Source organism: Roseomonas sp. CCTCC AB2023176 (assembly GCF_042259275.1).
GTDB lineage: Bacteria > Pseudomonadota > Alphaproteobacteria > Acetobacterales > Acetobacteraceae > Roseomonas.
Genome location: NZ_CP170086.1, coordinates 3,023,822 through 3,049,389, shown reverse-complemented (window position 1 = coordinate 3,049,389; position 25,568 = coordinate 3,023,822). Strand labels below are relative to the sequence as shown.

The following is a 25,568-nucleotide window of genomic DNA, read 5'->3' as shown; positions in this document are numbered from 1 at the left end:
CGTCGGCCCTGCACCGCTGTTCGGGAGCGTCGCGGAACGGTCGCGCACATGCGCGCGAAGGTTCCCGCGCCGGTCCGTTCCGGGCGGGGGATCGCCGGGAACGCCCCGGTCGGGCTTGCGGCGGGGTCGGGGGCGGGCTACCCGCCCGCGCCCCGATGTCCCGCCCCCTCAGCCCTCTCCGCACGGACGACTTCTCCTTCGACCTGCCGGACGACCTGATCGCGCAAGCCCCCGCGCGGCCACGGGACTCGGCGCGCCTCCTCCGGATCGGGCCCGCCGACCGGCCGGAGGATCTCGGCGTGCGGGACCTGCCGGACCTGCTGGGCCCCGGCGACGTGATCGTCGTGAACGACACGAAGGTCATTCCGGCCCGGCTGCACGCCCGCCGAGGCCGGGCCCGGATCGAGGTCATGCTGAACCGGCACGAGGAGGCGGGGGTCTGGCACGCCCTCGTCCGCAACGCCCGGCGCCTGCGGGCAGGCGACGTTCTGGAGGTCGAGGGGGCTCCGGAACTCGCCCTCCGCGTGCTGGAAGCGCCGGAGGGCGGCGCCGTGCGCCTCGACTTCGGCCCGGACCCCGCGCTGCTGGCGGCCACGCTCGACAAGGCGGGCGAGGTCCCCCTTCCGCCCTACATCGCGCGCCCTGAGGGCCCGCGGCCCGAGGACCGGGAGGACTATCAGCCGATCTTCGCCCGCCGCCCCGGCGCGGTGGCTGCGCCGACGGCGTCGCTTCACTTCACCGACGCCCTCCTGGCCGCGCTCGACGCCCGCGGCGTGACACGCGCCACGCTGACGCTGCACGTCGGCGCCGGGACCTTCCTGCCACTCCGGGGCGACGACCCGCGGCGCGAACGCCTCCACGCCGAATGGGGCGAAGTGACGGAGGACGCCGCGGCCACGATCAACGCCGCCCGCGCCGCCGGCGGCCGGATCGTCGCCATCGGCACCACGGCCCTGCGCCTGCTGGAAACCGTGGCGCGGGAGGACGGCACCGTCGCACCCTTCCGCGGCCTGACCGACCTCTTCCTGCTGCCCGGCCACCGCTTCCGCGGCGCCGACCTGCTGCTGACAAACTTCCACCTCCCGCGCAGCACGCTGTTCATGCTGGTCTGCGCCTTCGGCGGCACGGCGCGGCTGCGGGCGGCCTACGCGCACGCGGTCGCGGAGCGGTACCGGTTCTACTCCTACGGCGATGCGTGCCTCATCGCGCACGACCCGGACGAAGCCGCCGCCTGGACCGGGACGGCTCCGTGACCCTTTCCTTCACCCTCCGCGCCACCGACGGCGCGGCCCGGGCCGGAACGCTCCACACCGCCCATGGCGAGGTGCAGACGCCGGTCTTCATGCCTGTCGGCACCGCGGGAACCGTCAAGGCGATGACGGCCGACGCGGTCCGCTCCACCGGCGCTCGGATGGTGCTGGGCAACACCTACCACCTCATGCTGCGCCCCACGGCGGAGCGGGTGGCCCGCCTCGGCGGCCTGCACCGGATGATGGACTGGCACGGCCCCATCCTGACGGATTCCGGCGGCTTCCAGGTGATGTCGCTGTCCAAGTTGCGGAAACTCGACGCGGACGGGGTGACCTTCAGCAGCCACCTCGACGGCTCCAAGCACCGGGTCACGCCGGAACGGTCCGTCGAGATCCAGCACCTCCTCGGCGCCGACGTCACCATGTGCTTCGACGAATGCACTCCCTTCCCCGCGACGGACCGGCAGGTGGCGGATTCGATGCGCCTGTCCATGCGCTGGGCCGCGCGGTGCCGGCGGGCCTTCGTCCCACGGGACGGTCATGGCCTCTTCGGCATCGTCCAGGGCGGCGTCTTCGAGGACCTGCGCCGGGAAAGCGTCGCCGCCCTGACCGCCATCGGCTTCGAAGGCTACGCCATCGGCGGCCTTGCCGTGGGCGAGGGCCAGGCGGAGATGTTCCGCGTCCTGGACTTCACCGCTCCGATCCTGCCGGCGGACCGGCCCCGCTACCTCATGGGCGTGGGGACGCCCGCGGACATCATCGGGGCCATCCGGCGGGGCGTGGACATGTTCGACTGCGTCATCCCCACCCGGTCCGGCCGGACGGGGCGCGCCTATACCTCCCGCGGGATGCTGAACATGCGGAACGCCCGGCATGCCGACGATTCCGGCCCGCTGGACCCGGAATGCGACTGCCCGGCCTGCACGCGCCATTCCCGCGCCTATATCCACCACCTCATCAAGTCCGAGGAAATCCTCGGGCCGATGCTGCTGACCTGGCACAACGTCCGGTACTACCAATCCTTCACGGCGCGCCTCCGGGCCGCCATCCCGGAAGGGCGGTTCGAGGCGGAGGCGGCGGCGATCGAGTCCGGCTGGGAGCCCGCTATCCGTGACCCATGACGTTTCGACGCTGACCATGCTGGGACGCCCGACCGAGGCGCCCACCTCGCCCGGGGAAGCGCGACTGGAACGCGTGCCCAACCCGCACGCCGGCACGCATTACCTCGTCCGCTTCGCCGCGCCGGAGTTCACCTCTCTCTGCCCCATCACGGGCCAACCGGACTTCGCGCACCTCGTGATCGACTACGTGCCGGACCGATGGCTGGTCGAGAGCAAGTCGCTGAAGCTCTACCTCGGCTCTTTCCGCAACCACGGCGCCTTCCATGAGGCCTGCACGGTGGACATCGCCAAGCGCCTCGTCGCCGAACTCTCGCCGGCATGGCTGCGGATCGGCGGCTACTGGTATCCGCGCGGCGGCATCCCGATCGATGTTTTCTGGCAGACCGGCGCGGCGCCCGCCGGCGTCTGGGTCCCGGACCAGGGCGTTGCGCCCTACCGCGGCCGGGGCTGACGCGACAGACGCGACGAAGACCGCCCAGGCTCACGTTGAGCCGTCCGTCGCCGGTTGGTAAGCGGGTTGACCTGGGCGCTCCCGCCCGCACCCTCCGGCGGGGCCCCGCATGGCAGCCACCAGTCCCAGGCCGACCGTCGCCGTCGTGGACGACGAGCCCGACCTGCGGGAAGCCGTCGCGGAGTACCTCGAACGCCGGGACCTCCGTGTCCTGCAGGCCGGCAGCGCGGGGGAACTGCGGGACTTGGCGGAGCGGGAATTCCTCGACATCGCCGTCCTCGACATCGCCATGCCCGGGGAGGACGGGCTGTCCGTCGCGCGTTGGCTCCGCGCGCGCGGGTCGCGTCCCCGAATCCTCTTCGCGACCGCGGCCGGCAGCGCCATCGACCGGATCGTCGGGCTAGAGATCGGCGCGGACGACTACGTCGTGAAGCCCTACGATCTCCGCGAACTCGCCGCGCGCATCCGCAGCCTGCTGCGCTGGATGCCGGAACACTCCCCGCGCGAGGAGGCCGAACCCGTCCCGCTCGTCGTGAGGGTCGGGGCGTTCTCATTCGACCCCCGGGTCGGCCGCCTCGATGGTCCGGGCGGGGAGAGCTTCGACCTGACCCTGATGGAAGCGCAGCTTCTCGCCGCCCTCGTGGCGCGGCCGAACCGCGTCCTCTCGCGCTCCCATTTGCAGGAACTGGCGCATGGCCGCGATGCCGACGGCGACGACCGCAACGTGGACGTCCGCATCAACCGCCTGCGCCGTAAGGTGGAGGCCGACCCGTCGCAGCCGCGCCTGATCCGCACCGTCCGCGGCGAGGGCTACACCTTCGTCCCCGACCCGTGACGGAGGAAGCCCCGCCCCTCGTGGTCGGCGAGGCGCAGCTCCGCGCCGTGCTCGATGCCATCCCGGCCCGCGTCGCGCTGCTCGACCGGGATCGCCGCTGCCGCTACGCCAACCGGGAGTTCGCCGAGTTCCTGGGCTACACGCCGGACACCGTCATCGGGAAGACGGTCGCGGAGCTGATGGGCGGGCGGGCCTACGCCATCCTGGCCGAGCAGGGCGAGCGGGCGCTCGCCGGCGAGACGGTGCGCTGGAGCGGCTGGATCCCCTACCTCAACCGCTCCAAGCCCCGCTTCGTCCAGCGTTTGTACCTGCCCTATCGCGGCCCGGATGGGGCGGTGGAGGGCTACTTCGTCTTCGCCCGCGACCTGACCGAGCTGATGGAGGCGCAGCAGAGCGTCCTCGCGACGGGTGCGGAGATGCGCCGGCGCGACGCCCTGAGTTCGGCCATCATCGCCTCCGCGCTCGACGCGGTGATCGTGATGGACGAGGACGGGCTCGTCGTGGAGTTCAATCCCGCGGCCGAGCGCACCTTCGGCTACCCGCGGGAGGCGGCGATCGGCCGGCTGGCGGGCGAGCTGATCGTGCCGCCCGCGATGCGGGAGCGCCACGCGGCGGGGATGCGCCGCTACCTCGAGACGGGGAAGGGCACCGTGCTTGGCCGCCGCATCGAGGTCGAGGCGATGCGCTCGGACGGCAGCACCTTCCCCTGCGAGCTCGCGATCACCGAGGTCCGCCTGCCGGAGCGGCGCCTCTTCACCGCACACCTCCGCGACCTGACGGAGCAGCGCGCCGCGGCGGCGGAGATCGAGGCGCAGCGGACGAAGCTGCACCAGGTCGAGAAGATGTCGGCGATGGGCTCGCTCCTCGCGGGCGTCGCGCATGAGCTGAACAATCCGCTCGCCATCCTGCTCGCCCAGGCCGCGCTGCTGCGGGAGACCGCGGCGACCCCCGACCTGCTGCGGCGGGCCGAGCGCATCCACGCCGCGGCCGAACGTTCGGGACGCATCGTGAAGAGCTTCCTCGCCATGGCGCGGCAGGAGGCGCCGCGCCGGGAGCCCGTGCAGGTCGCGGCGGTGGTGCAGGCGGCGGTCGAGCTGACGGCCTATGGTGCCCGCAGCGCGGGAATCGCGGTGGAGGTGACGCATGACGCCCTCCTTCCGCCCGTCGAGGGCGACCGCGACCTCCTCAGCCAGGTCGTGGCGAACCTGCTGGTCAACGCGCAGCAGGTCCTGCAGGACCGGTCCGGGCCGCGGCACGTCGCCGTCCGGACCCGGCGCGCCGGCGAGGGGGTCGTCGTGGAGGTCGCCGACAGCGGCCCCGGGGTTCCCGCCGAGATCGCCGGCCGGATCTTCGAGCCCTACTTCACGACGAAGCCGTCGGGGGCCGGGACCGGGATCGGCCTCGCGATCTGCCGCAACGTCGTGACCTCCCATGGCGGGCGGATCGAATTGGAGGATGCGCCGGGCGGCGGGGCCCTGTTCCGGGTCTGGTTGCCCGCCACCTCTGCGCCGGCGGCGGAGGCGGTGGCGAGGCCGGAAGGACGCGCGGGGGCCGCCTCCATCCTCGTCGTGGACGACGAGGCGGATGTCGCGGCCTCGCTCGCCGAGATCCTGGAGGCCGCGGGCCACCGCGTGACGATCCGGGACGGGGGCGAGGCCGCGCTCGGCGCGGCGCGGGGCGCGCATTTCGACGCGGTCTTCACCGATCTCCGCATGCCCGGGATGGACGGCGCCGCGCTGCGCCGCGCGCTGCTCGCCGAGCAGCCGCGGCTCGGCGCGCGGACGGTCCTCGTCACCGGCGATACCGTGATCGGCGCGGTGGCGGCGCGGGCGGGCCCGGGCCCGGGCGGTGCGATCGTCCTGAAGAAGCCCTTCACCCCGTCCGAGGTACGTGCGGCGCTGGTGCGGGCGCTGGCAGCCGGCGATCCGCCGCCCACCTGACCCCCTCCGCTGGCCGGGACTTGCGCGCGGGTCGGCGAAGGCTGATCTCCGCCGGACCCATGCCACGGACGGACGGACAGGCCCCGGAGGCCCTCCTGCGCGAGGAAGCGCTGCGCCTGGGCTTCCATGCGGTCGGCTTCGCGCGTGCCGAGCTCGGTCCGGAGGTGCGGGAACGCCTGGCGGCCTTCTTCGAGGCCGGGATGCACGGCGACATGGGCTGGATGGAGGAACGCGCGGACCAGCGCGCACATCCCCGCGCCCTCTGGCCGGAGGCGGCGAGCGTCGTATCCCTCGGCCTGTCCTACGCGCCGAAGGACGACCCGCTGGAGACGCTGGCGAGGCCGGACCGCGGGACGATTTCCGTCTATGCCCGCCACCGCGACTACCACGACCTGCTGAAATCCCGCCTGAAGGCCCTGGCCCGCTGGATGGTCGCGCGCTTTCCCGGCAGCGACGTGAAGGTCTTCACCGACACCGCGCCCGTGATGGAGAAACCGCTCGCCGAGCGCGCGGGCCTGGGCTGGCAGGGGAAGCACACGAACCTCGTCTCCCGCTCGCATGGCTCCTGGCTGTTCCTGGGGGAAGTCTACACGACACTGGCCCTGGAACCGGACGTGCCGCACGCCGCGCGCTGCGGCACCTGCACCCGCTGCCTCGACGCCTGCCCGACCGATGCCTTCCCGGCGCCCTACCGCCTCGATGCCCGGCGCTGCGTCTCCTACCTGACCATCGAGCATCGCGGCCCGATCCCGGAGGACCTGCGCAGCCGGCTGGGCAATCGCATCTACGGCTGCGACGACTGCCTTGCCGTCTGCCCCTGGAACCGCTTCGCCCGGCCGACCGACGTGCCGGGACTGATGCCGCGGGAGGACCTGGTGGCGCCGCGCCTCGCGGAACTCGCCGCGCTGGACGATGCGGGGTTCCGCGCCCGCTTCTCCGGCTCGCCGGTCAAGCGGATCGGGCGGGGGCGCTTCGTGCGGAACGTGCTGAACGCGATCGGCAATTCGGGCGACCCGGCGCTGCGCCCGGTCGCCGAGGGGCTCGCCGGCGACCCGGACCCGGTCGTCGCGGACAGCGCGCGATGGGCCGCCGCGCGGCTGCGGGAGCCGGTGGATGCCTGAGACCGACGGCGCGCTCATCCTCTTCTCCGGCGGGCAGGATTCCACGACGTGCCTCGCCTGGGCGCTGGACCGCTTTCCCCGCGTCGAGACGCTCGGCTTCGACTACGGCCAGCGCCACGCCGTGGAACTCGACTGCCGCGCCACGTTGCGCGACCGCATGGCCGCGATGAAGCCGGACTGGGCCCCGCGCCTAGGCCCCGACCACACGCTCCGCCTCGACGCACTGTCCCAGATCGGCGGCACCGCGCTGACGGAGGAGGCGGAGATCGCCCTCCGCACCGACGGGCTGCCCAATACCTTCGTGCCGGGGCGGAATCTCGCGTTCCTCGTCCTGGCCGCCGCGCTCGCGACGCGGCGCGCGCTGCGGCACGTGGTCGGCGGCATGTGCGAGACGGATTTCTCCGGGTACCCCGACTGCCGCGACGATACGGTCAAGGCGATGCAGGTCGCGCTCAACCTCGGGATGGCGACGCGGCTCGTGCTGCATACGCCGCTGATGTGGCTCGACAAGGCGCAGACCTGGCGGCTGGCGGAGCAGCTCGGCGAGCGCCCGCTGGTGGACCTGATCGTCGGAGACACCCACACCTGCTACCGCGGCGCACGCGGCGCGCGGCACGCCTGGGGGCATGGCTGCGGCACCTGCCCCGCCTGCGACCTGCGCAGGCGGGGGTGGGAGGCCTATGCGGCGGGCCGGGCCGATCTTACGGCATAGGCCGAGCGGGACTTGCCTCCGAGGTCCGTGCCGCGGGGTTGGGGGCCGGTCCCCCAGGGCGCCGCCGCGTCAGCGGCAAGACATCACTCCAGGTCCACGGCGTAGCGGTGCGCGGCCGTGTGCAGCACGGTCACCCGCCGCTCGACCGGCCGGTCCGTGCCGTCTCGCGCGGTCCTCACCACCTCCAGCACCGGCGTCCCCACCGGCACGCCGAGCGCATCCGCCTCCGCGGCCGTCGCGCCGCGGGCAGCGATCTCCTCCTGTGCGCTGGTGACGATGATGCCGTGGGCGCGGCGGTAGTGGACGTAGATTTCCATCCCCAGCCGTGCCGGGGCGAGCGGCAGGTCGAGGCCGGGGAAGAGGGCCGCGGGCAGCGTGATCGTTTCCACCACCGCGGCGACGCCGCCGAGGCGGCGGGAGCGGCGGATCCGATGCACCGGCGCGCCGCGCGGCACCGAGAGCGCCTTGGCCTCGGCCGCCGTCGCCTCGGCCGCCTCGACCGCGTGGATGACGGTCTCGGGGACGACGTGCTGGCCGTGGAGGTCGCGCACGCGGAAGAACTGGTCCAGCGCCTGCTCGCTCGTCTGGTTCGCGACGAAGGTGCCGCGGCCCTGGCGGCGCTCGATCAGGTGCGCGCGCTCGAGCGCTGCGAGGGCGCGGCGGACGGTGCCGGGGGAAACGCCCAGTTCCTCGGCCAGTTCGGGTTCCGAGGGAAGCAGGTGGCCAGGGCTCCAGGTCCGGCCGACGATCCGCTCGCGCAAGATGGTCTCGACCTGCTGGTACAGCGGGCGCGGATCGGGGCGGCGCACCTCGTCCAACGTCGAACTCTCCCCCTCTTGCCGGCTCCGGCAATCGTAGCACGGCGCGGCCGCCTGCGGCGTCCCTCACCGTCCCGTCCGTCGCGCGCCTGACCGTCGCGCGACCCTTCCTCGTATGTCTTGTGTCTTATACAAGACCATGCGACATACCCGGGCCGCCGTCCGAGGACGGGCCGGGTTTAGGGAGGAAATCGGGGACGGTGCCCGGTGACGCGCCACGGCGCGGGGCGGGCACCGTCACCCGGAACACCGCCCAACAGGGACACCCTCGACGCCCCGATCCCGCCGCGCCAGGGTCTCAGGCATGCGCATCCTCATCCTCGTCCTGGTTCTCGGCCTCGCGGCGGGCCTCGCTGCCGCGCAGGAGCCGCCGACCGCACCACCCCCTGACTGCGGCTGCGGGTCGACGGGCACCCCCGGCGGGCCACGCTGACGCCGGCTACGGCCGCCCAGGCCTTCACGACTGCGCGGGCGACCGTTGCGGCCGGGCTCCGACCCCGGCCGATCGGGGGGTCGCATGCCCGCGACGGCGGACCGCCATTCTTCAATACTGGCAAGACAAAGATGGATACGACTACATTACGGACACGACATTCCAAGTAATCGTGACTTCGCCACGTCGATCCCGGAACGTTAGAATGTGGCGGGATCGTGGCCGCAACCGTCCCGTCTTGAGCACGTTGAATCGGCCTCGTCCGTCCGGGCCATTTCTGGTTGCGCTCGTGCTCGGTCTGCTTTAGCGCTTCTCGCATGACGCCCGCGAACCGAGCGTCGGCCCCCCCCGGCCGGCGAGTCCCCGCGGCGTTCCCGTGCGCGAAGCCGCGGAGCGCCCCTCCGAATCGCCGAGCCGGGAGAACGAGCCCACGACAAGGCGTCGGGCCGTCCTCGCTCCAGATCGCCGGCCTCCGATTGGCGGCCGCCTGCCTCCTGCCCCTCGTCGTCGGCTGCGCCGCGGCGGAAGACGCCGCCGAAGCCACCCGGCCCGAGCCGGTCGCGGAGGCACCATCCGCCGGGCCGGTCCCGGCACGGCTGGTTCGCCTTGTCAGCGGAGCCGCCGGGGCGCCCCGCGCCGCCTGCCTGGAGGCGACGCGCGCGGCCGAACGGCGCCACGGCATCCCGGATGGGCTGATGGTCGCGATCGCGCTCGCGGAATCCGGGCTCCATGCCTACGCGATGAATGTCGGGGGGCGCCCGCACTTCCCGCCCTCGGCCGAGGAGGCCCGGCGCATCTACCTGGCGGCCGGCAACGCCAGCTACCTCATGGCGGGATGCGTACAGGTGAACGCCCGCGTCCACGCCCGCGGCGACGCTTGGCCGCTCGACCCACGGCGTTCGGCGGATTGGGGCGCGGAATACCTGCGGACCCACTACGACCGGATCGGCAACTGGCCCGACGCGATCCGCCGCTGGAACGGCGCGACGAACAACGCCCTTGTCTGCCGCGTGCAGGCCAAGCTGCAGGTCGTGAACCCTGGCAACGACGTTCTGCGCGACGTGCCTTGCCGCGTCAGCGCGGCGGCGCGCGAGCGGCGGAACGGCCAGCAATTGCTGGAGATTGCGGAGGCGGGCGACCGCTAGGCCGGCGCGCGACCCGGTTCCGCTTGATCGGGCCGGACCCGGCCCGATCTAGGCGACGGAATGACCGCTCCCCACCCTGAAACCTGGATGCGTGTGACGCCCCTCGGCCTGCTCTGCGAGCCGGGGGGTTTCTACGTGGACCCCGTGCGGCCGGTGGAGCGGGCCGTGGTCACCCACGGCCATTCCGACCATGCCCGCCCCGGCCACGACCACGTGCTGGCGACGGCGGAGACGCTCGCGATCATGCGGGCACGCATGGGCGAGGACCGCGCGGGAAGGACGCAGCAGGCGCTGCGCTACGGCGAATCAGTCACAGTGAACGGCGTCCGGATCAGCCTGGCACCGGCAGGGCACGTGCTGGGATCGGCGCAGGTGGTCCTGGACTGGCAGGGCAGCCGGATCGTCGTCTCCGGCGACTACAAGCGCCGCCGCGACCCGACCTGCGCCGGGTTCGAACCGGTGCCCTGCGACGTCTTCGTCACCGAGGCCACCTTCGCCCTTCCGGTCTTCCGCCACCCGCCCGACGCGCACGAGATCGGGCGGCTGCTCGATTCGGTGCGAATCTTTCCGGAGCGCGCGCACGTCGTCGGCGCCTACGCGCTGGGCAAGACGCAGCGGATCATCGCCCTGCTGCGAGAGGCCGGTTGGGACCGGCCCGTCTACCTGCACGGCGCGGTCGAGAAACTCTGCGGGCTCTACGAGGACCTCGGCATCCGCCTCGGCGACCTGCGTCCCGTGCCGAAGGGGCGGGTGAAGCGCGGCGAGCCGCCGATGCTCGCCGGCGAGATCGTGTTGGCGCCCCCTCCGCAGAGGCGACGCCCTGGGCGCGGCGCATGGCGGAGCCAGTGACCGTCGCGGCCTCCGGCTGGATGGCCGTGCGGGCCCGGGCGCGGCTGCGCCAGGTGGAACTGCCGCTGATCGTCTCCGACCATGCGGACTGGGACGAGCTCCTGCAGACGATGGAGGATGTGGGCGCGCCGGAGGTCTGGGTGACCCATGGCCGCGACGACGCGCTGGTTCACGCCCTCGGCCTGCGTGGTGTGCGGGGGCGCGCCCTGCACCTCGTCGGCTTTGGGGACGAGGACGAGGCGCCGGAGGCCCCGACGACCGAGGAGGACGCGGACCGGGCGCAGGCCGGGGAAACCCCGGCGTGAGCGTCGAGGATTTCGGGGAACTGCTGGAACGGCTGGTCTTCACGCCGGGCCGCAACGCCAAGGTCGCCCTCCTGAAGCGCTGGTATGCCGAGCAGCCGGACCCGGAACGCGGCGTCGGCCTCGCCGCTCTGACGGAGGAACTGACCTTCACCGCCGCGAAGCCGATGGTCGTGCGGGACCTTGTCACGCAGCGGGTGGACCCCGTGCTGCTGGCTCTGTCGCACCAGTATGTCGGCGACTTCGCGGAGACGGTGTCGCTGATCTGGCCGCGCCGGCACGGCTCCAACGCCCCGCCGCCCCTGCTGTCGGAGGTCGTCGAGGGTCTGGAACTGGCGTCCCGCGCCGAAGTGCCGGCGCTCATGGAGCGCTGGCTCGACGCGCTGGAGGCGCCGGGGCGGCTGGCGCTGATCAAGCTGGTGACGGGATCGCTCCGCGTCGGTGCCTCGGCGCGGCTGGCGAAGCTGGCGCTCGCCGAATGGGCGGGGCGCGACGTCGGAGAGATCGAGGAGGTCTGGCACGGCGTCCAGCCGCCCTACCTCTCCCTCTTCCAATGGCTGGAAGGCAAGGCCGAACGCCCGGACCCGCGCGGCCTGCCGGTCTTCCGGCCCCTGATGCTCGCGCAGCCGCTGGAGGATGCGAAGGACGTCGCGGCCGTGGACGCCAACCCCGGCGATTGGCGCGCGGAATGGAAGTGGGACGGCATCCGCGTGCAGCTGACCGCCGGCCCCGGCGGCCGCCGCATCTGGTCCCGCACGGGCGAGGACGTGTCCGGCGCCTTCCCCGAGATCGTCGCGGCTATGGACTTCCACGGCGTGCTCGACGGGGAGTTGCTGGTGATCCGCGACGGCGCCGTCGCGCCCTTCGCCGACCTGCAGCAGCGGCTGAACCGGAAGGTCATCACGGCGAAGATGCAGCGCGACTTCCCGCTGGGCGTACGGCTCTACGACATCCTGCTGGACGGGGAAGAGGACCTTCGCCCGCTGCCTTACGACTCGCGCCGCGCGAGGCTGGAAGCCTGGTTCGCGCGGAACCATCCGCCGCGGATGGACCTGTCGGAACGCGTGTCCTTCAACTCCCTCGCCGAACTGACGGGGCTGCGGGAGGGTGCGCGGGCCGCGTCCATCGAAGGGCTGATGCTCAAGCGCGCCGACAGCCCCTACGTCCCCGGGCGTCCCAAGGGGCTTTGGTGGAAGTGGAAGCGCGCGCCGCTGAGCGTCGACGCCGTGATGATGTACGCGCAGCGGGGCAGCGGCAAACGGTCATCCTACTACTCCGACTACACTTTCGGGCTGTGGCGGACGAACCCGGACGGGAGCCGGGAACTCGTGCCGGTGGGCAAGGCCTATTCGGGCTTCACGGATCAGGAGTTGGTCTTCCTCGACCGCTGGATCCGGAACCATACGGTCGGGAAATTCGGGCCGGTACGGGAGGTGGAGAAGGCCTTCGTGCTGGAGGTGATCTTCGACGCGGCGCAGCGCTCCACCCGGCACCGGTCGGGCGTGGCCATGCGGTTCCCGCGCATCCAGCGCCTGCGTCCCGACAAGCCGGCCGAGGAAGCGGACCGGCTGGAGACGCTGATGGCGATGGTGGAGGACCGGCCGGCGACCGCCGACGCCGCGGACGAGGCGCAGGCGATCGAGGCCGCCGTCGCCCAAGCGCGGGCGGGCTGACGCGTCAGCCTTCGGCCGCGCGTTCCAGCGCCGCGAGGTCGATCTTCACCATGGCCTGCATCGTCGTCATCACGCGACCTGCCTTTGCCCGGTCGGGATCGCGCAGCAGTTCCGGCAGGCGCCGCGGGAAGACTTGCCAGGAGAAGCCGTAGCGGTCCGTGAGCCAGCCGCAGGCCATGGGCTCCCCGCCCTCCAGCAGCGCCGACCAGAGGGCGTCCACCTCCTCCTGCGACCCGCAGGCGACGGAGAAGGAGACGGCCGGCGTCGGCCGGTACTGCGGGCCGCCGTTGAGGCAGATGACCGTATGCCCGTCGAGGACCGCGGTCGCGATGAGCGGTCGCCCGTCCTCCGGCCAGCGCATGTCCTCGCCGCGCTGCGCCGGGCGGCCCGCCGCGCGGAAGGCCGCGACGTAGAAGTCGGCGGCTTCCTCGGCCTGGCCGTCGAACCAGAGGCAGGTGTCGATACCGGACACGCGGTTCAGGCCGTCTGCTCGGGGGCACAGCCCGCTTTCGCCGCGTCGAAGGCCGCCATGTCCATCCAGATGACCTCCCAGATGTGGCCGTCGGGGTCCTCCACGCTGCGGCCGACCATGAAGCCTTGATCCTGGCGCGGCGCCGGGTCCGGGCTGCCGCCGGCCGCGGCGGTGGCCTCGATCGTGGCGTCCACCGCTTCCCGGCTGTCCACCGGGATGCAGAGCAGGACCTCCGTCGCGGCGCGGGCGTCGGACACGGGCCGCGGGGTGAAGCCGGCAAACTTCGGGTGGATGAGCAGCATGATCGAGATGGCCTCCGACAGGACCATGCAGGCCGCCGTGTTGTCGGAGAAGCGCGGCTCCCTCCTTCCGCCAAGCGCCTCGTAGAAGGCGATGGCGCGGGGCAGGTCGGTGACCGGCAGGTTGACGAAGATGGCGCGGGGCATGCGGCGGGTCTCGCTGGTTGGGTCGATCATGGCCGTGGATCGCGCCGGGGGAGCCTTCTCGACGCATCCGGCATAAAAGTTGATATCAACATTCTAGGCTTGGGTCAACCGTGTCGCGACGCCTCGTGCAAAGCGGCCTCCATTTGCAAATCGTTCGCAATCGCGCTAGGCGCTGGGAACCATGCCCCCTCTGAGGACATCCCGCGCCATGCTCCGCCGCGCCCTGCTGGCCGCCCTTCCCGCCCTGGCCCTGGCATTGCCCGCCGCCGCGCAGGACCGGGTGATGAACCTCTACTCCGCCCGGCACTACGACACGGACCGCGCGCTCTACGAGGAGTTCACGCGGGAGACGGGCATCCGCGTCCGCCTGATCGAGGGCAACGCGGACCAGTTGATCGAGCGAATCCGCGCGGAGGGCCGGAATTCCCCGGCCGACGTGTTCCTGACGGTGGACGCGGCGCGCCTCGCCCGCGCGGCCTCCGCCGGCATCCTCGCGGCGCACGGGTCGCAGGTCATCGACCAGCGGGTCCCCGCAACGCTGCGCGATCCGGGCGGCCTCTGGTTCGCCGTCACGCAGCGCGCCCGCGTGCTGATGTACGACAAGGAGCGCGGGGTGCCCGCCGGCCTCACGCGCTACGAAGACCTGGCGAAGCCCGAGTTCCGCGGCATGATCTGCGTCCGCACCGGCAGCCATCCCTACAACACATCCATGGCCGCCAGCGTCCTCGCCGCCGACGGGCCGGAGGCGACGGAGGCCTGGGCGCGCGGGGTCGCGGCCAACCTCGCCCGCCCGCCACAGGGCGGCGACCGCGACCAGATCAACGCGCTGCCGACGGGCGCCTGCCGGATCGCGATCTCCAACACCTATTACCTCGGCGGCTACGGCCGCTCGACCAACCCGGCGGAGCGGGCGATCTTCGACCGCACCGGCGTGATCTTCCCGAACCAGGCGCCAGGTGACCGCGGGGCGCATGTGAACATCTCCGGCGCCGGCCTCGTGGCCACGGCGCCGAACCGCGACAACGCGATCCGCTTCCTCGAATTCATGACGACCCACAAGGCGCAGGAGATGTTCGCGCTGGGCAACATGGAATACCCGGTGGTCGAGGACGCCCCGATGCACCCGGCCCTGCGCTCCATGGGCACCTTCCGGGGCGAGGCGGTGGCGGCACAGCGCAACCTCGACAACACGCCGCAGGCCCTTCAGCTCATGCAGCGGGCCGGGTGGAACTGACGGCGGGCTGCGTCCGGCCGGGGGCTGCGCCGGGTGGCCCCGGAGGAAGGCAAAGCCCTCCTCCCGGGACACAGCTCCCTACCGCCGCCTCGGCCCGCCGCCCGGCGCCTCGGTCCTGAAGCACGGGTTCGCCCGCGCCGCCGCATGCAGGGCCGGCGGAAGAGGCGCGAGGTCGTCGCCGCGCGACAGCCGCGCCCGCCCCTCGGCCGACCAGTTCGCCGGGCGGGCGGTGGGATCGGCGAAGGGGCCGCTGACGCGCATCGGGATGTCCAGCGCGAAGGTGCCGGTCGTCGTGCTCTCGCTGCCGATGATCAGGTCCAGCGTGTCCCGGTTCAGGTCGAAGCGCGCCTCCCCGTTCACCGTGCCGGCGGAGGAGCGGAGCCGGATCGGCGCGACCTCCCCCACCCCGCCGCGCATGTCCAGCGCGGCGAGGAGGCAGGCGACCGGCACGTTGCCGCGGGGGTCGCGGAACAGCCGGCGGATATCGGTGGACGCGGCTTCGAAGAGGGACCGCGACACGCTGCCGCCCCGCATCGCGACGATCGCGGAGACGCGGGCGCCGCGGGCCGCTGCGTTCAGGGTCGCCCCCTCCCCGCTCACCGCGACCTGGGCGCTGACCGGTCCGCTAAGGGGCAGCGGGCCGAGGCCGAGGGTGCGGCGGAGCGCGTCTAGCGGCGCGCTGGCCATGGCGGCGTTGGCCGTCACGCGCGTGGCCCCCCTTCGCCTTCCGCGCGGCCCGAGGCGGTGATCCGGGCGCCGGAGGTCGTCAATTCCAGCCGCTCTACCTCTACCTTCCCAGGGCCCAGCGAGCCGGCGAGCCGGAGGTCGGTCGCGCGCAGCCGCGCGTAGGTCAGGTCGCGGATGCCGAGACGAAGGTCCACCACCGGGTCCTGTGCGGGGTCCAGCGAGAGAGGCAGGTCGGCCTGGCGTTCCTCCCCCTCCGCGGCCCCGCCGATCAGGTCGTTGAGGTCGAGGCGGTCGAAGGCGAGGTCGGCGGTGACAGCGTCCGGCGCACCGCCCGAGCCCTCGCGCAGTTGCAGCAGGGTGACGCGGAAGGCGCCGCCGTCCAGCGCGCCCTCCCCACCCGTCAGGCGCCAGAGGTCGCCCTGCCGTTCCAGCACGCCGGAGACGTCGAGCGCACCGTCGAAATCATCCCGCAGCCCGCCGAAGCGGGGCAGCGGCGACGGTGCCGGGGCGCTCAGGGTCAGGAGGCCGGAGGCGCCGTCTACGTCCAGCGGCGCGGTCATCGTGCCTTCGAAGGTGAGGGTCGTATCGCCCGACGCGAAGCGGAGCGTGGTGCCGTAGGGATGGTCCGCGTCGCGTAGGGCGAGGACGGATTCGAGCAGGGCTTCCAGCCGCAGGGGCACGTCGTCGTGGGTACCCTCTGCGCGGAGGGTAACTGGGCCGCCGGGGCTCTCCGCCGTGACGCTGCCCGTCTCGATTCGCGTGGTCAGGGCCCGGCCGCGTCCGGTGCGGAAGACGACCTCCCCGTCCCGGATGCGCGCGTCGAGCAGGGCGGGGAACCAGGACCGGTCGGCGGTGCCGGGCGCCGCGCGCTCGCCCGCCGCGTGGAAGCGCCAGTTGCGGGTGCCGTCCTCCGCACGCTCCAGCAGCAGGCGCAGGCCCTGCACTTCCAGCCGCCGGACCGTGATCGGGCCGCCGAGCAGGGTCGCGGGATCGAGGACGGTGGTGACGGTCGCGGCCTCGGCCATGGCGGGACGGGTGCCGCCTGGGATGTTGTCCAGCCGCAGGCCGCGCGCGGTGACCGTGAGCGAGCGGCCCGGGGTGACGCGCAGGCTTTCGATCGAGACGGGCCGGCCGAGGCTGGCGGAGAGGCGCGACGCCGCGAGCCCGGCCAGTTCGATGCGCGGCAGCGCGATCGCCAGCGCCGCGAGGGCCAGGACGGGCACCCCGATGACGAGCGCGACGATCAGCCCAGCCCGGCGAGCGCGGGAGCGTGACGGCTTCGCGGGCGACGGCGGCGGCGGCGCCTCGGCCGACGCGGTGACCGCGGGTTCCCGGATGGGGGCGGGCTCGGCTCGCTCACGGGCCCGCCGCCTCGAGCGAGGCGCGCACCGCTTCCTCCACCCGGATCGCCGCGTCCAGCGCTGCGCGGCCGGCGGCGCCGTCCGCCTGAACCGGCGCGCCGTCGAGGCAGGCCGCGGCGAAGGCGGCGTGTTCGGCCTCCAGGCTGTCATGCTCGACCCAGGTCGCGGTCTGCAGGCCGAAGCCGGGGATCTGGTCGAGTGGCGTTCCCTCCCCCCGCCGCGCCCACATCATCTCGCGCTTGAGGTAGTCCACGTTGAGGTAGCCCGCATCGCCGAACAGCCGGAGGCGCCGTTCCATGTGCAGCGACACGCGGGACGCCGTGATCGTCGCGACCGTCCCGTTCCCGAAGCGCAGCCGGGCATTGACGATGTCCAGCCGATCGGACGCCACCGCCGACCCGACCGCGTCCACGCCCACCAGCGGGGCGCCCGCTATCACGAAGGCCATGTCGAGGTCGTGGATCATCAGGTCCAGCACGACCGTGACGTCGAGGGAGCGGGGGCGGAAGGGGGCGATGCGGATCGCCTCCATGTAGAGCGGCCGCCCGACCCGCGCGGTCAGTCCGTCGCCGCCGAGGACGGCGCGCATCCCCGCTGAATGCCGTTCGATATGCCCGACCTGGAGCACGACGCCCTTCGACGCGGCCAGCTCGATCAGGGCGTCGGCCTCCTCCACCGTCGCGGCGATCGGTTTCTCCACGAGCACGTGCCGCCCGGCGGAGAGCGCGGCGGCGGCGAGGTCGTGGTGGAAGGCCGTCGGCGCCGCCACGATCACGGCCTGCGACGCGGCGATCACATCGGCCGCCGACAGGGCGGGGCAGCCGGCCTCCCCGGCGACGGTCGCGGCGCGCGCGGGATCGGCGTCATGCAGGCCGGCGAGTTCGATCCTCGGCCCCTTGGCGGCCTTCAGCGCGTGGAAGCGCCCGAAATGCCCCGCCCCGAGGATGCCCACCCGCAGCCGCATGCCCGCCCCGCCCCCGTCAGAGAGCGGGGCCATAGCAGAGGGGGATCAGGGTTGCATCGGGGCCGGGCGGGACGCATGTTCCGCCGCCATTTCCCGCCTTCGTTACAAGGTACCAACAAGAAAGGGCCGGTCCGGGCCATGCTGTATTTCGCGCGGTGGAAGGTGGCCGCGATCCTCGGGGTGATCGCCCTGGGCGTGCTGCTCTGCGTGCCGAACCTGATCCCCCGCTCCGCCCTCCCCTCCTGGGCCGCGCGACAGGTCAATCTCGGCCTCGATCTCCGCGGCGGCTCCTACCTGCTGCTGGAGGTGGACCTGAACGCGGTGGTGCGGGAACGGCTGGAGAGCCTGGCGGACGGCGCGCGCACGCGGCTGCGCAACGCGAACATCGGCTACGTCAACCTCGGTACCGACGCGGCGAACCGGCGCATGTCCTTCCGCGTGCGCGACGCCGCGCAGGCCGAGGCAGCGGCGGCGCAGATCCGGGAACTCGCGAACCCCATCCCGGTGCGCGGCTCGACGACCGTGACGCAGCCCGACATCACGGTGGGGACGACGCCCGACGGGACGGTCACCGCGACGATGTCGGAGCAGGCGCTGAACGACCGCGCCGGTGCGGCCGTCGAGCAGTCCCTGGAAATCGTGCGGCGGCGCATCGACGAGACCGGCGTGTCCGAGGCGCTGATCGCGCGCCAGGGCCAGAACCGCATCCTCGTGCAGCTGCCCGGCGTCGAGGACCCCGGCCGGATCAAGGACCTGCTGGGCCGCACGGCTCGGATGACCTTCCACCTGCTGGACGAGAACGCGAACCCGACAGCGACGACCCCGCCGCCCGGCGTCCAGTTCCTGCAGGGCGAGGCGCGCGCCGGCTCCCCCGCCCCCGAGCGCTACGCCGTGCGGCGGCGCGTGGAGGTGGACGGCGCCAACCTGTCCGACGCACGGACGGGCCAGGACAGCCGGAGCGGCGAATGGGTCGTAAACTTCGCCTTCGACAGCGTGGGGTCGCGACGCTTCGCCGAGATCACGCGGCAGAACGTCGGGCGGCCCTTCGCGGTCGTGCTGGACGACAAGGTGATCACCGCGCCCGTGATCCGGGAGCCGATCACCGGAGGGCGGGGACAGATCAGCGGCAACTTCACGGCGCGCAGCGCGAACGACCTTGCGGTGCTTCTGCGGGCCGGCGCGTTGCCGGCGCCGCTGACCGTGGTGGAAGAACGGACGGTCGGGCCGGAACTCGGCGCGGACGCGATCCGTGCCGGTGTCCTCTCCCTCGCGGCCGGCGCGGTCTTCGTCTTCCTCTACATGGGCTTCGCCTACGGCTTCTTCGGCTGGCTCGCGAACATCGCCCTCCTGATCAACATCATGCTGATGCTGGCCGCGCTGTCGCTGCTGGAGGCGACGCTGACGTTGCCGGGGATCGCGGGAATCGTGCTGACGCTCGGCACGGCGCTGGACGCGAACATCCTCATCAATGAACGCATCCGGGAGGAGTTCCGGGCCGGCCGGCCCGCCGCCTCCGCGCTCGAGGCCGGGTTCACCAAGGCCTCCGGCACGATCATGGACAGCAACCTGACCAACCTGATCGCGATGGGCTGCCTCTACGCCTTCGGGTCCGGGCCGGTGAAGGGCTTCGCCGTGACGGTCGCGATCGGCACCGTCGTCCAGATGTGGACGGCGACGACCCTCGTCCGCCTCTTCGTTTCCTGGTGGTATCGCGCGCGCCGGCCGCGCGTGCTGCCGGTTTAGGGATCACCGCCCCATGCGCGGCCTCTGGCTTCCCCTCTTCCGCCTCGTCCCCGACGACACGCGCATCCCTTTCATGCGGGGGCGCATCGCCGGGCTGGTGGTCTCGGCGATCCTGTCCACCCTTTCCATCGTGCTCGCGATCTATCCGGGGCTGGAGAAGGGCATCGACTTCCAGGGCGGCATCGTGATGGAGGCGCGGACCCCCGGCCCGGCCGATCTCGGCCGTCTGCGCGGCGCGGTGTCGGCCCTTCCGGTGGGCGATGTCGGCCTCCAGGAATTCGGCGACGCCTCCACCGTCCTCATCCGGCTGCCGGTCCAGGGCGACGAGGCAGCGACGCAGACCGCCGTGAACCGCGTGCGCCAGGCGCTGGAGAGCGTGACCCCCGGCACCCGGATCCTGCGCACCGAGGCGGTCGGCAACCGCGTCTCGGACGAGCTGTTCCGGGGCGGGATGGTCGCACTGGCCATCTCGCTCGGCGCGATGCTGATCTACATCTGGTTCCGCTTCGAGTGGCAGTTCGCGGTCGGCGCGATCGCGACGCTCATCCTGGACACGACGAAGGTCGTGGGCTTCCTCGCGATCACCCGGATCGAGTTCAGCCTGACCTCGGTCGCCGCGATCCTGACGATCATCGGCTTCTCGGCGAACGACAAGGTCGTCGTCTACGACCGGATGCGGGAAAACCTGCGGAAGTTCAAGACGATGCCGCTGCGGGAACTGATCGACCGCTCGATCAACGAGACGCTGAACCGGACGCTCGGCACGTCCATGACGCTGTTCCTCTCCGCGGTGCCGCTGGCGCTGTTCGGCGGCGACGCGCTGTCGGGCTTCGCCTGGACGATGCTCTTCGGGATCGTGATCTCCGCATCCTCGTCCATCTTCATCGCGGCGCCGATCCTGCTGTTCCTGGGGGAGAACCGGCTGCGGCGTGGGACGGAGGCGACCGCATCCGCCGCGCCGGCGCGCCCACCCACGGGGGCCGCGGCGCCGCGATGAACGGGACGCCGCGCCGCGCGATCCTCGGCGCCGCGCTGGCGGCGGCCGGTGCACGCGCGGCGGGGGCGGAGCAGCCGCCCAGCCCCTTCGCGCCGCCATCGAGCCGCCCGCGCCCGATGACCTTGCTGGTCGGCGCCGCCGGGGGCAGCGCACCCGACCGCTGGGTCCGCGGCTTCGCGCCCTTCCTGGAACGCCACCTGCGGCGCGTGCAGATCTCGGTCGGCAACCGCGTGTCCCTCGGCGGGCTGGGCGTGCTGCGGGAACTGGCGGACGGGCCGGCTGACGGCTCCGTCCTGGGATACGTCGCCACGCCCGCGGTGCTCGCCCGGATGGTCGAGGCGAACGAGGTGGACCTGCTCGGGCGCCTGCGCCTTCTCGGGACGGTAGCGGAAGAGCCGATCGTCCTCGTCGCGGCGCAGGGGACGGACATCGCCGCGCTGCGCGCCGAACGGGACCGTCCCCTCGCGCTTCCGCCGGTAACGAGTGCCTCGGCCCAGGCAGCGGTCGCGGCCGGCGACGCGCTTCCCCTGGCGCACCTGCACTTCCCCTCGGCGGCGGCGGCACGGCTGGCGACGGTCGCGGGCAATGCGGCGGCCGCGATGCTGAGCCTTCCCGACGCCCTCCCGGCCCTGCGCGAGGGGAAGCTCGGCGCGATCGGCGTGGCGTCGGGTGCGCGTTCCGTCCTGCTACCAGACGTGCCGACCCTCACGGAGGCCGGGCTTCCCCTGATCGCATCGCTGCAGCGGGGCTTCCTTGCCCCGGCAGGTATGCCGGAGGGGCGCGTCGCCGCGATCATGGACGCGCTGCGGAAGGCGGTGGCGGACCCCGAATTCGCCGCCCAGACGGAGGCCTGGGGGACGACGCCCCGTGCGCTGACGGCCCGGGAATGGGGGGAAGTGGTCGCGACGGACCTGGCCGCCCTTCGCTACCGGTGGGAGAGCAGTCCCTGGACCGCTACCCGGGGCTGAACCGACGCCCACCTCTGCCCGGATCGGTTGCGTAACGCTCCCGCTCCGACTAGCCTTGGGTTGTATGCCCGTCAGACCCCGGGCGACGCGAAACCCAGGCGAGGCCTCCATTGCCGTCCGACGGAAGTGTGGGAAGACCGGATGCAACGGCGGCTGCTGCGGACCGCGTGGCGCCGTGACGCGGTCCGGCGCGTCCTTCGCGACCGTGAGGCCCCGGGAAGCCTATCGCCCGGGGCCTCGGGCCGCTGAGCAGACCTCAGCGCGCGGCGGCGGTCGTCATCCCCGGCAGGACGGCGATGTCGATGATCTCCGTCCGAGGCGCGTTCGCCAGCGGGCCGAGGACGGTCGGCGCGCCGGTCTCGAGGTTGACGGTGTGCAGCGTGTTGCCGGCCAGGAGGTAGCCCGTGCTGGCGCCGCCGCTCGCCGCGATGTCGAAGGCCACGCTCGCCGGCAGGCCGTTGCCGATGCGGCCGCGCATCTGCTGCACGCCGTCGTTCGGCGGTGCCTGCAGGTTCAGCTGCCCCAGGATCGTATCGATCGTCAGGAGCTGCGTCGCGGTCGCGCCCTGCATGGAGTTCGTGTAGGCGCCGGCGGTGATGCGGGGCATGGTGCCCGACAGGCTGGAGTCCAGGGCGTACTTCAGCGTGCCGTCGGTCGCGACCTCGCCAGTGTCCACGTTGACGCGGAAGTTCTGGCCACTCATCCCCATCAGTCGCAGGCGGTCCGCTACGGGGTTGAAGTCAACGACGGCCCGGCCGCCGGACTCGAAACGCTGGTTGAGCATCGAGACTTGCGTGGCGCGGCCGTTGGCCGCGTCGATCCGGACGATCTGGCCCGCGGTGGTCACGCCGTAGAGCATCCCGTCCTTCGGACGCACGTCGATGCCAAGGAGGGATCCGTTTGCGCCGGTGACGCGGACCGGGGCACTCGCCCGGCGCGATTCGGTGTCCATGCGGACGAGCATGCCGTCGGCGGTGAGGCCGACGAGCGTCGCGGCGGAGGCGGTCGCGGAGAGCGCGACGAGGGACACGCCGGCAAGCAGGCCGGCGGCGAGGACATTTGCCATGGGGACTTCTCTCTGTATCGGGAGCGGAGCGAAATGGCACCGCTGTTCGACCTACGATCCGCCTTGCACGCCGGATGTTTACCGAACTATCACGGAACCGTGATCAACCGTCACTTGTGCTTGGACGGTGTAAGGCCGTTCCATACGGATCAATCGCATCGTAACGTCGCATTAATTGGACGGATGGACGGCATGTTCGTTGCGCGGATCGACCGGGACCCGACGACCGAGGCAGCTTCAGAGGCAGGGAGTCCAGCCTGCCGGACGCGGCCCATTTGGTATGTCCTGGATGGTCAGGAGCACCGGGCCGACGTGCCGGTCGGCGAGGCCATGTGGGACGCGGTGACCGACATGCTCGGGCAGCGTCTCCGCCGCCAGATCCTGTCGGTCGGCGCCCCGCGCTACGACGAGGGAACGCGGAACTGGCAGTTGCCGATCCGCGTCCAGCGCCGGTTCCTCGGCCCGCGGGAGGTCATCATCCCCGTCCGCTGGTAGCGGGCGGCATCACGACGACGACGCTGCGGTCAGGCGGCCGATGAAGAGGATGGGACCGGTCGGACGTCCCGTCGGGGAGCCGCCGGGCGGCTCCAGCGAGATCTCGATCAGCATGCCGGGCTGCGGGCGGATGCTGCCCGGCGTCACGGTGATCCGCCCTTCCGGCGGGATGATGCCGAGGAAACCGGCGCCGTCGCGCCCTGGGGGAGAGCCCAGAGCTGGGTGACCCGGCCGGGCTCGACCGGCCGCGGGTTCAGGCTGGCGAGGCGAAGCGAATCGCCTTCCGCCTGAACGAGCCAGGCCGGCTGGTCGCGGCTGGTCAGGAGCACCGTCATCAAGCCGGGCGTCGGGGCCGGCGGTCGCGTCAGCAGGAACAGGGCGAGGCTGGCGGCCACGGCCGTGGACGCGGCCGTCCATCCCTTCCAGACGCGGTTGCCGGAGGGGGCGATCGGGAAGCGGGGGCGCACGACCTCCGCGCTGCCCCGCGCGGCGAGCGAGGCCTCGATGCGCGGCCACAGGTCGGGGCCGGGCTCGGCCGGCTCGGCCAGCAGGACGAGGGGAGCGAGGCGTGTCTCCCAGCGCTCCACCGCGTCTCGGAGGACGGCGTTGACGGGGAGCGCGCGGGCCACGGCTGCCGCCTCGCGGGCTTCGAGCACCCCGAGGACGTATTCGCCGGCGAGGGTGTCCAGGTCCTCAGGCCCCGTCGGGATGACCGTCGCGCTCATGCCAGGCAGGTCCGGAGGCGCAGCAGGCCACGTCGGATCCAGCCCTTCACCGTGCCGAGCGGCAGGTCGAGCTTCGCCGCGATCTGGGCGTGGGAAAGGCCGTGAACGAAGGCCAGGACGATGCCCTGGCGGTTCTTCGCATCCAGTTCCTCGAGGCAGCGGCGGAGACGGTCGCCGTCCTGCGCGGCGGCGAGGCGGTCGAGGGCATCGGCCTCGACCGGCTGGTCGCCGAGGGTCGGGTCGTCCGTCGGCATCTCGCGCCCGCGGGCACGGGCCATGTCGAGGGCGGTGTGGCGGACGACGGCGCCGAGCCAGGCCGAGGCGTCGCCGCGCGAGGGGTCGAACTGGCCGGCTCGGGACGCGATGCGGAGGAAGGCGTCGTGCACGGCGTCGGCCGCGGCGTCGCGATCACGCAGCACAGCGTAGGCGACGCCGTAGAGGCGCTTCGACTGCGCGTCGTAGAGGGCACGGAGCGACGGCCGGTCTCCCGCCGCAATGGCGCGGAGAAGGTCGGCGAGGGTCTTCGCCCGGATGGCGTCAACGGCCTGCATAAGCCTGCTCATAGAGCGAGATGATCTCCGCGGCATCGGGCACCCGCGGATTGTTCGCCGGCGACCCCGAGGCGAGGGCCTGCGCGGCCATCGTCTCCTTCACTACGTCCCAGCGACGTTTTTGGATGCCGAAAGCCTCGGGCGTCGGTACGCCGAGGTCGCGGTTGAGGGCTTCGAGTTCGTCCACCAGGCGGGTAGCGGCGGATTGGTCGCCTTCCGAATCGGAGGCGACGCCCATGATGCGCGCGGCTTCGGCGTAGCGCGGGAGCGCCGCCTGCAGCGAGAACCGCGTCACGGCCGGCAGGAGCATCGCGTTGGACAGGCCGTGCGGCACGTGGAAATGCGCGCCGATCGGGCGCGACATGCCGTGCACCAGCGCGACGGAGGCGTTGGAAAAAGCGAGGCCGGCGAGCATCGCGCCGCGCATCATCGCCTCCCGCGCCTCGGCGTCGCTGCCCTTGCCATCCTGGCTGTCGGCGTAGGCGCGGCGGAGGTTCGGGGCGATCAGGCGCATGGCGATCCGCGCGTAGTCGTCGCTGAAGGCATTCGCACGCTTGCTGACGAAGGCTTCCAGCGCATGGGTCAGGCTGTCCACGCCGGTGTCGGCGACGGTGCGCGGCGGGACGGTCCAGGTCAGTTCGTGGTCCACGACGGCGGCGACGGGCAGCGCGCCGAGGCCGGCGATGAGCATCTTCTCGTCGCTCGCAGTGTCCGTGATGACGGTGAAGCGCGTCGCCTCGCTGCCGGTGCCCGCCGTCGTCGGCACGCAGATCACGGGAAGTGCGCCGCGGTCGGCCTTCGCCGGGACCTTGAAGGCGCGGATCGGCGTGCCGGGCTCGGCCGCGGCGAGGATGGCCATGGCCTTCGCCGTGTCCATCGGCGAGCCGCCGCCGAAGCCGATGAGGCAGTCGTAGTCGCCAGCCTTCATCGCGACCACACCGGCTTCGATGACCGTATCCGTCGGGTCCGGAACGGTGTCGGAGAAGACCTGCGGGTGCAGCCCGGCCTTGCGCAGCGGGTCGAGGCAGCGGTTCACCGTGCCGGAGGAGACCATCCAGGGATCGGTGACGACAAGCGGGCGCGACAGGCCGAGGGATTCGAGGACCTCCGCGATGCGGGCGACGGAACCGCCACCGGACAGGATGAGGCGCGGCGAGACGAGTTGGACCTGCATCGTTTCCCCCGGAAAGCGCGCGGCAACCTGTTGCC

At 72.5% G+C, this 25,568-nt stretch carries 26 protein-coding genes and 1 pseudogene; 16 read left to right on the top strand and 11 right to left on the bottom strand.

The features are described from left to right. The first annotated feature begins 155 nt into the window (after nt 1–155). The 7 genes from queA to queC all read left to right on the top strand — a co-directional run bounded on the left by queA (nt 156) and on the right by queC (nt 7,430). Entirely contained in the window at nt 156–1,253 is a 1,098-nt protein-coding gene (gene queA / locus ACE7GA_RS15165) for a tRNA preQ1(34) S-adenosylmethionine ribosyltransferase-isomerase QueA (protein ID WP_376087910.1), read from the top strand. Next, entirely contained in the window at nt 1,250–2,371 is a 1,122-nt protein-coding gene (gene tgt, locus ACE7GA_RS15160; protein ID WP_376087907.1) for a tRNA guanosine(34) transglycosylase Tgt, read from the top strand. The genes queA and tgt overlap by 4 nt, the downstream gene beginning before the upstream one ends. A gap of 16 nt (nt 2,372–2,387) precedes the next feature. Then, complete coding sequence (gene queF / locus ACE7GA_RS15155; RefSeq protein ID WP_376100291.1) at nt 2,388–2,822, top strand: preQ(1) synthase; 435 nt, start codon at nt 2,388–2,390, stop codon at nt 2,820–2,822. 145 nt (nt 2,823–2,967) lie between these two features. Continuing rightward, nucleotides 2,968–3,657: a response regulator gene (locus ACE7GA_RS15150; RefSeq protein ID WP_376087904.1), complete on the top strand. Its 690-nt coding sequence runs from the start codon at nt 2,968–2,970 to the stop codon at nt 3,655–3,657. Further along, entirely contained in the window at nt 3,654–5,597 is a 1,944-nt protein-coding gene (locus ACE7GA_RS15145; protein WP_376087900.1) for a PAS domain S-box protein, read from the top strand. Before ACE7GA_RS15150 ends, ACE7GA_RS15145 begins: the two co-directional genes overlap by 4 nt. A gap of 59 nt (nt 5,598–5,656) precedes the next feature. Then, nucleotides 5,657–6,718 (top strand): tRNA epoxyqueuosine(34) reductase QueG, encoded by a 1,062-nt coding sequence (queG, locus tag ACE7GA_RS15140; RefSeq protein WP_376087897.1) that lies wholly within the window; start codon nt 5,657–5,659, stop codon nt 6,716–6,718. Then, nucleotides 6,711–7,430 carry a 7-cyano-7-deazaguanine synthase QueC gene (gene queC, locus ACE7GA_RS15135; protein WP_376087894.1) on the top strand — a complete coding sequence of 240 codons (720 nt, stop codon included), beginning with the start codon at nt 6,711–6,713 and terminating at the stop codon, nt 7,428–7,430. Before queG ends, queC begins: the two co-directional genes overlap by 8 nt. Nucleotides 7,431–7,513: 83 nt before the next feature. Here queC and ACE7GA_RS15130 read toward each other — a convergent pair whose 3' ends face one another. Further along, entirely contained in the window at nt 7,514–8,239 is a 726-nt protein-coding gene (locus ACE7GA_RS15130; RefSeq protein WP_376100288.1) for a GntR family transcriptional regulator, read from the bottom strand. A gap of 313 nt (nt 8,240–8,552) precedes the next feature. Here ACE7GA_RS15130 and ACE7GA_RS15125 point away from each other — a divergent pair, with 313 nt between their 5' ends. The 4 genes and pseudogenes from ACE7GA_RS15125 (at nt 8,553) to ACE7GA_RS15110 (ending at nt 12,650) form a co-directional block, all read left to right on the top strand. Further along, nucleotides 8,553–8,681: a hypothetical protein gene (locus ACE7GA_RS15125; protein ID WP_376087891.1), complete on the top strand. Its 129-nt coding sequence runs from the start codon at nt 8,553–8,555 to the stop codon at nt 8,679–8,681. Nucleotides 8,682–9,157: 476 nt separating this feature from the next. Beyond that, nucleotides 9,158–9,826: a transglycosylase SLT domain-containing protein gene (locus ACE7GA_RS15120; RefSeq protein ID WP_376087888.1), complete on the top strand. Its 669-nt coding sequence runs from the start codon at nt 9,158–9,160 to the stop codon at nt 9,824–9,826. Between the two features lie 87 nt (nt 9,827–9,913). Then, nucleotides 9,914–10,980, top strand: a pseudogene (locus ACE7GA_RS15115) (ligase-associated DNA damage response exonuclease). After that, on the top strand, nt 10,977–12,650 hold the full coding sequence (locus ACE7GA_RS15110; RefSeq protein WP_376087885.1) for a cisplatin damage response ATP-dependent DNA ligase: 1,674 nt from the start codon (nt 10,977–10,979) through the stop codon (nt 12,648–12,650). The pseudogene ACE7GA_RS15115 and the gene ACE7GA_RS15110 overlap by 4 nt, the downstream one beginning before the upstream one ends. 4 nt (nt 12,651–12,654) lie before the next feature. Here ACE7GA_RS15110 and ACE7GA_RS15105 read toward each other — a convergent pair whose 3' ends face one another. Continuing rightward, the gene (locus ACE7GA_RS15105) at nt 12,655–13,122 is read right to left on the bottom strand and encodes a VOC family protein (protein ID WP_376087882.1); all 468 of its coding nucleotides are present in this window, start codon (nt 13,120–13,122) and stop codon (nt 12,655–12,657) included. 5 nt (nt 13,123–13,127) lie between these two features. Continuing rightward, nucleotides 13,128–13,598 (bottom strand): VOC family protein, encoded by a 471-nt coding sequence (locus ACE7GA_RS15100; protein WP_376087879.1) that lies wholly within the window; start codon nt 13,596–13,598, stop codon nt 13,128–13,130. Between the two features lie 178 nt (nt 13,599–13,776). Here ACE7GA_RS15100 and ACE7GA_RS15095 point away from each other — a divergent pair, with 178 nt between their 5' ends. After that, nucleotides 13,777–14,802: an extracellular solute-binding protein gene (locus ACE7GA_RS15095; RefSeq protein WP_376087876.1), complete on the top strand. Its 1,026-nt coding sequence runs from the start codon at nt 13,777–13,779 to the stop codon at nt 14,800–14,802. Nucleotides 14,803–14,880: 78 nt separating this feature from the next. Here the strand turns inward: ACE7GA_RS15095 and ACE7GA_RS15090 are convergent, their stop codons facing one another. From ACE7GA_RS15090 to ACE7GA_RS15080, 3 genes are all read right to left on the bottom strand, one after another. Further along, nucleotides 14,881–15,507: a hypothetical protein gene (locus ACE7GA_RS15090; protein WP_376087873.1), complete on the bottom strand. Its 627-nt coding sequence runs from the start codon at nt 15,505–15,507 to the stop codon at nt 14,881–14,883. After that, nucleotides 15,504–16,712 (bottom strand): hypothetical protein, encoded by a 1,209-nt coding sequence (locus tag ACE7GA_RS15085; RefSeq protein WP_376087870.1) that lies wholly within the window; start codon nt 16,710–16,712, stop codon nt 15,504–15,506. Before ACE7GA_RS15085 ends, ACE7GA_RS15090 begins: the two co-directional genes overlap by 4 nt. Before the next feature lie 133 nt (nt 16,713–16,845). After that, the gene (locus ACE7GA_RS15080; protein ID WP_376087867.1) at nt 16,846–17,847 is read right to left on the bottom strand and encodes a Gfo/Idh/MocA family protein; all 1,002 of its coding nucleotides are present in this window, start codon (nt 17,845–17,847) and stop codon (nt 16,846–16,848) included. Between the two features lie 105 nt (nt 17,848–17,952). Between ACE7GA_RS15080 and secD the strand changes: the two genes are divergently transcribed. From secD to ACE7GA_RS15065, 3 genes are read left to right on the top strand one after another with little or no spacing between them, the layout of a single operon-like run. Next, the gene (gene secD / locus ACE7GA_RS15075) at nt 17,953–19,557 is read left to right on the top strand and encodes a protein translocase subunit SecD (RefSeq protein WP_376087864.1); all 1,605 of its coding nucleotides are present in this window, start codon (nt 17,953–17,955) and stop codon (nt 19,555–19,557) included. A gap of 13 nt (nt 19,558–19,570) precedes the next feature. Next, on the top strand, nt 19,571–20,554 hold the full coding sequence (gene secF / locus ACE7GA_RS15070) for a protein translocase subunit SecF (protein WP_376087861.1): 984 nt from the start codon (nt 19,571–19,573) through the stop codon (nt 20,552–20,554). Then, nucleotides 20,551–21,522: a tripartite tricarboxylate transporter substrate-binding protein gene (locus ACE7GA_RS15065; protein WP_376087858.1), complete on the top strand. Its 972-nt coding sequence runs from the start codon at nt 20,551–20,553 to the stop codon at nt 21,520–21,522. Before secF ends, ACE7GA_RS15065 begins: the two co-directional genes overlap by 4 nt. 256 nt (nt 21,523–21,778) lie before the next feature. Here ACE7GA_RS15065 and ACE7GA_RS15060 read toward each other — a convergent pair whose 3' ends face one another. Then, nucleotides 21,779–22,588 carry a DUF4394 domain-containing protein gene (locus ACE7GA_RS15060; protein WP_376087855.1) on the bottom strand — a complete coding sequence of 270 codons (810 nt, stop codon included), beginning with the start codon at nt 22,586–22,588 and terminating at the stop codon, nt 21,779–21,781. A 183-nt stretch (nt 22,589–22,771) separates the two neighbouring features. Here ACE7GA_RS15060 and ACE7GA_RS15055 point away from each other — a divergent pair, with 183 nt between their 5' ends. Continuing rightward, nucleotides 22,772–23,083 carry a hypothetical protein gene (locus ACE7GA_RS15055; protein WP_376087852.1) on the top strand — a complete coding sequence of 104 codons (312 nt, stop codon included), beginning with the start codon at nt 22,772–22,774 and terminating at the stop codon, nt 23,081–23,083. A gap of 9 nt (nt 23,084–23,092) precedes the next feature. Here ACE7GA_RS15055 and ACE7GA_RS15050 read toward each other — a convergent pair whose 3' ends face one another. Genes ACE7GA_RS15050 through ACE7GA_RS15035 form a run of 4 tightly spaced genes read right to left on the bottom strand, consistent with a single transcriptional unit; the run spans nt 23,093 to nt 25,533 of the window. Continuing rightward, nucleotides 23,093–23,230 (bottom strand): hypothetical protein, encoded by a 138-nt coding sequence (locus ACE7GA_RS15050; protein ID WP_376087849.1) that lies wholly within the window; start codon nt 23,228–23,230, stop codon nt 23,093–23,095. Further along, entirely contained in the window at nt 23,227–23,808 is a 582-nt protein-coding gene (locus ACE7GA_RS15045; RefSeq protein WP_376087846.1) for a hypothetical protein, read from the bottom strand. Before ACE7GA_RS15045 ends, ACE7GA_RS15050 begins: the two co-directional genes overlap by 4 nt. Then, nucleotides 23,805–24,359, bottom strand: a complete 555-nt coding sequence (locus tag ACE7GA_RS15040) for a sigma-70 family RNA polymerase sigma factor (protein ID WP_376087843.1) — start codon at nt 24,357–24,359, stop codon at nt 23,805–23,807. Before ACE7GA_RS15040 ends, ACE7GA_RS15045 begins: the two co-directional genes overlap by 4 nt. After that, nucleotides 24,346–25,533 (bottom strand): iron-containing alcohol dehydrogenase, encoded by a 1,188-nt coding sequence (locus ACE7GA_RS15035; RefSeq protein WP_376087840.1) that lies wholly within the window; start codon nt 25,531–25,533, stop codon nt 24,346–24,348. The genes ACE7GA_RS15040 and ACE7GA_RS15035 overlap by 14 nt, the downstream gene beginning before the upstream one ends. Nucleotides 25,534–25,568: the final 35 nt, after the last annotated feature.

Coding starts and splice junctions, on each gene's coding strand:
- queA (WP_376087910.1), top strand. CDS start 156: ATGTCCCGCCCCCTCAGCCCTCTCCGCACGGACGACTTCTCCTTCGAC.
- queF (WP_376100291.1), top strand. CDS start 2,388: ATGCTGGGACGCCCGACCGAGGCGCCCACCTCGCCCGGGGAAGCGCGA.
- queG (WP_376087897.1), top strand. CDS start 5,657: ATGCCACGGACGGACGGACAGGCCCCGGAGGCCCTCCTGCGCGAGGAA.
- queC (WP_376087894.1), top strand. CDS start 6,711: ATGCCTGAGACCGACGGCGCGCTCATCCTCTTCTCCGGCGGGCAGGAT.
- ACE7GA_RS15125 (WP_376087891.1), top strand. CDS start 8,553: ATGCGCATCCTCATCCTCGTCCTGGTTCTCGGCCTCGCGGCGGGCCTC.
- ACE7GA_RS15100 (WP_376087879.1), bottom strand. CDS start 13,598: ATGATCGACCCAACCAGCGAGACCCGCCGCATGCCCCGCGCCATCTTC.
- ACE7GA_RS15095 (WP_376087876.1), top strand. CDS start 13,777: ATGCTCCGCCGCGCCCTGCTGGCCGCCCTTCCCGCCCTGGCCCTGGCA.
- ACE7GA_RS15080 (WP_376087867.1), bottom strand. CDS start 17,847: ATGGCCCCGCTCTCTGACGGGGGCGGGGCGGGCATGCGGCTGCGGGTG.
- secD (WP_376087864.1), top strand. CDS start 17,953: ATGCTGTATTTCGCGCGGTGGAAGGTGGCCGCGATCCTCGGGGTGATC.
- secF (WP_376087861.1), top strand. CDS start 19,571: ATGCGCGGCCTCTGGCTTCCCCTCTTCCGCCTCGTCCCCGACGACACG.
- ACE7GA_RS15065 (WP_376087858.1), top strand. CDS start 20,551: ATGAACGGGACGCCGCGCCGCGCGATCCTCGGCGCCGCGCTGGCGGCG.
- ACE7GA_RS15060 (WP_376087855.1), bottom strand. CDS start 22,588: ATGGCAAATGTCCTCGCCGCCGGCCTGCTTGCCGGCGTGTCCCTCGTC.
- ACE7GA_RS15055 (WP_376087852.1), top strand. CDS start 22,772: ATGGACGGCATGTTCGTTGCGCGGATCGACCGGGACCCGACGACCGAG.
- ACE7GA_RS15045 (WP_376087846.1), bottom strand. CDS start 23,808: ATGAGCGCGACGGTCATCCCGACGGGGCCTGAGGACCTGGACACCCTC.
- ACE7GA_RS15040 (WP_376087843.1), bottom strand. CDS start 24,359: ATGCAGGCCGTTGACGCCATCCGGGCGAAGACCCTCGCCGACCTTCTC.
- ACE7GA_RS15035 (WP_376087840.1), bottom strand. CDS start 25,533: ATGCAGGTCCAACTCGTCTCGCCGCGCCTCATCCTGTCCGGTGGCGGT.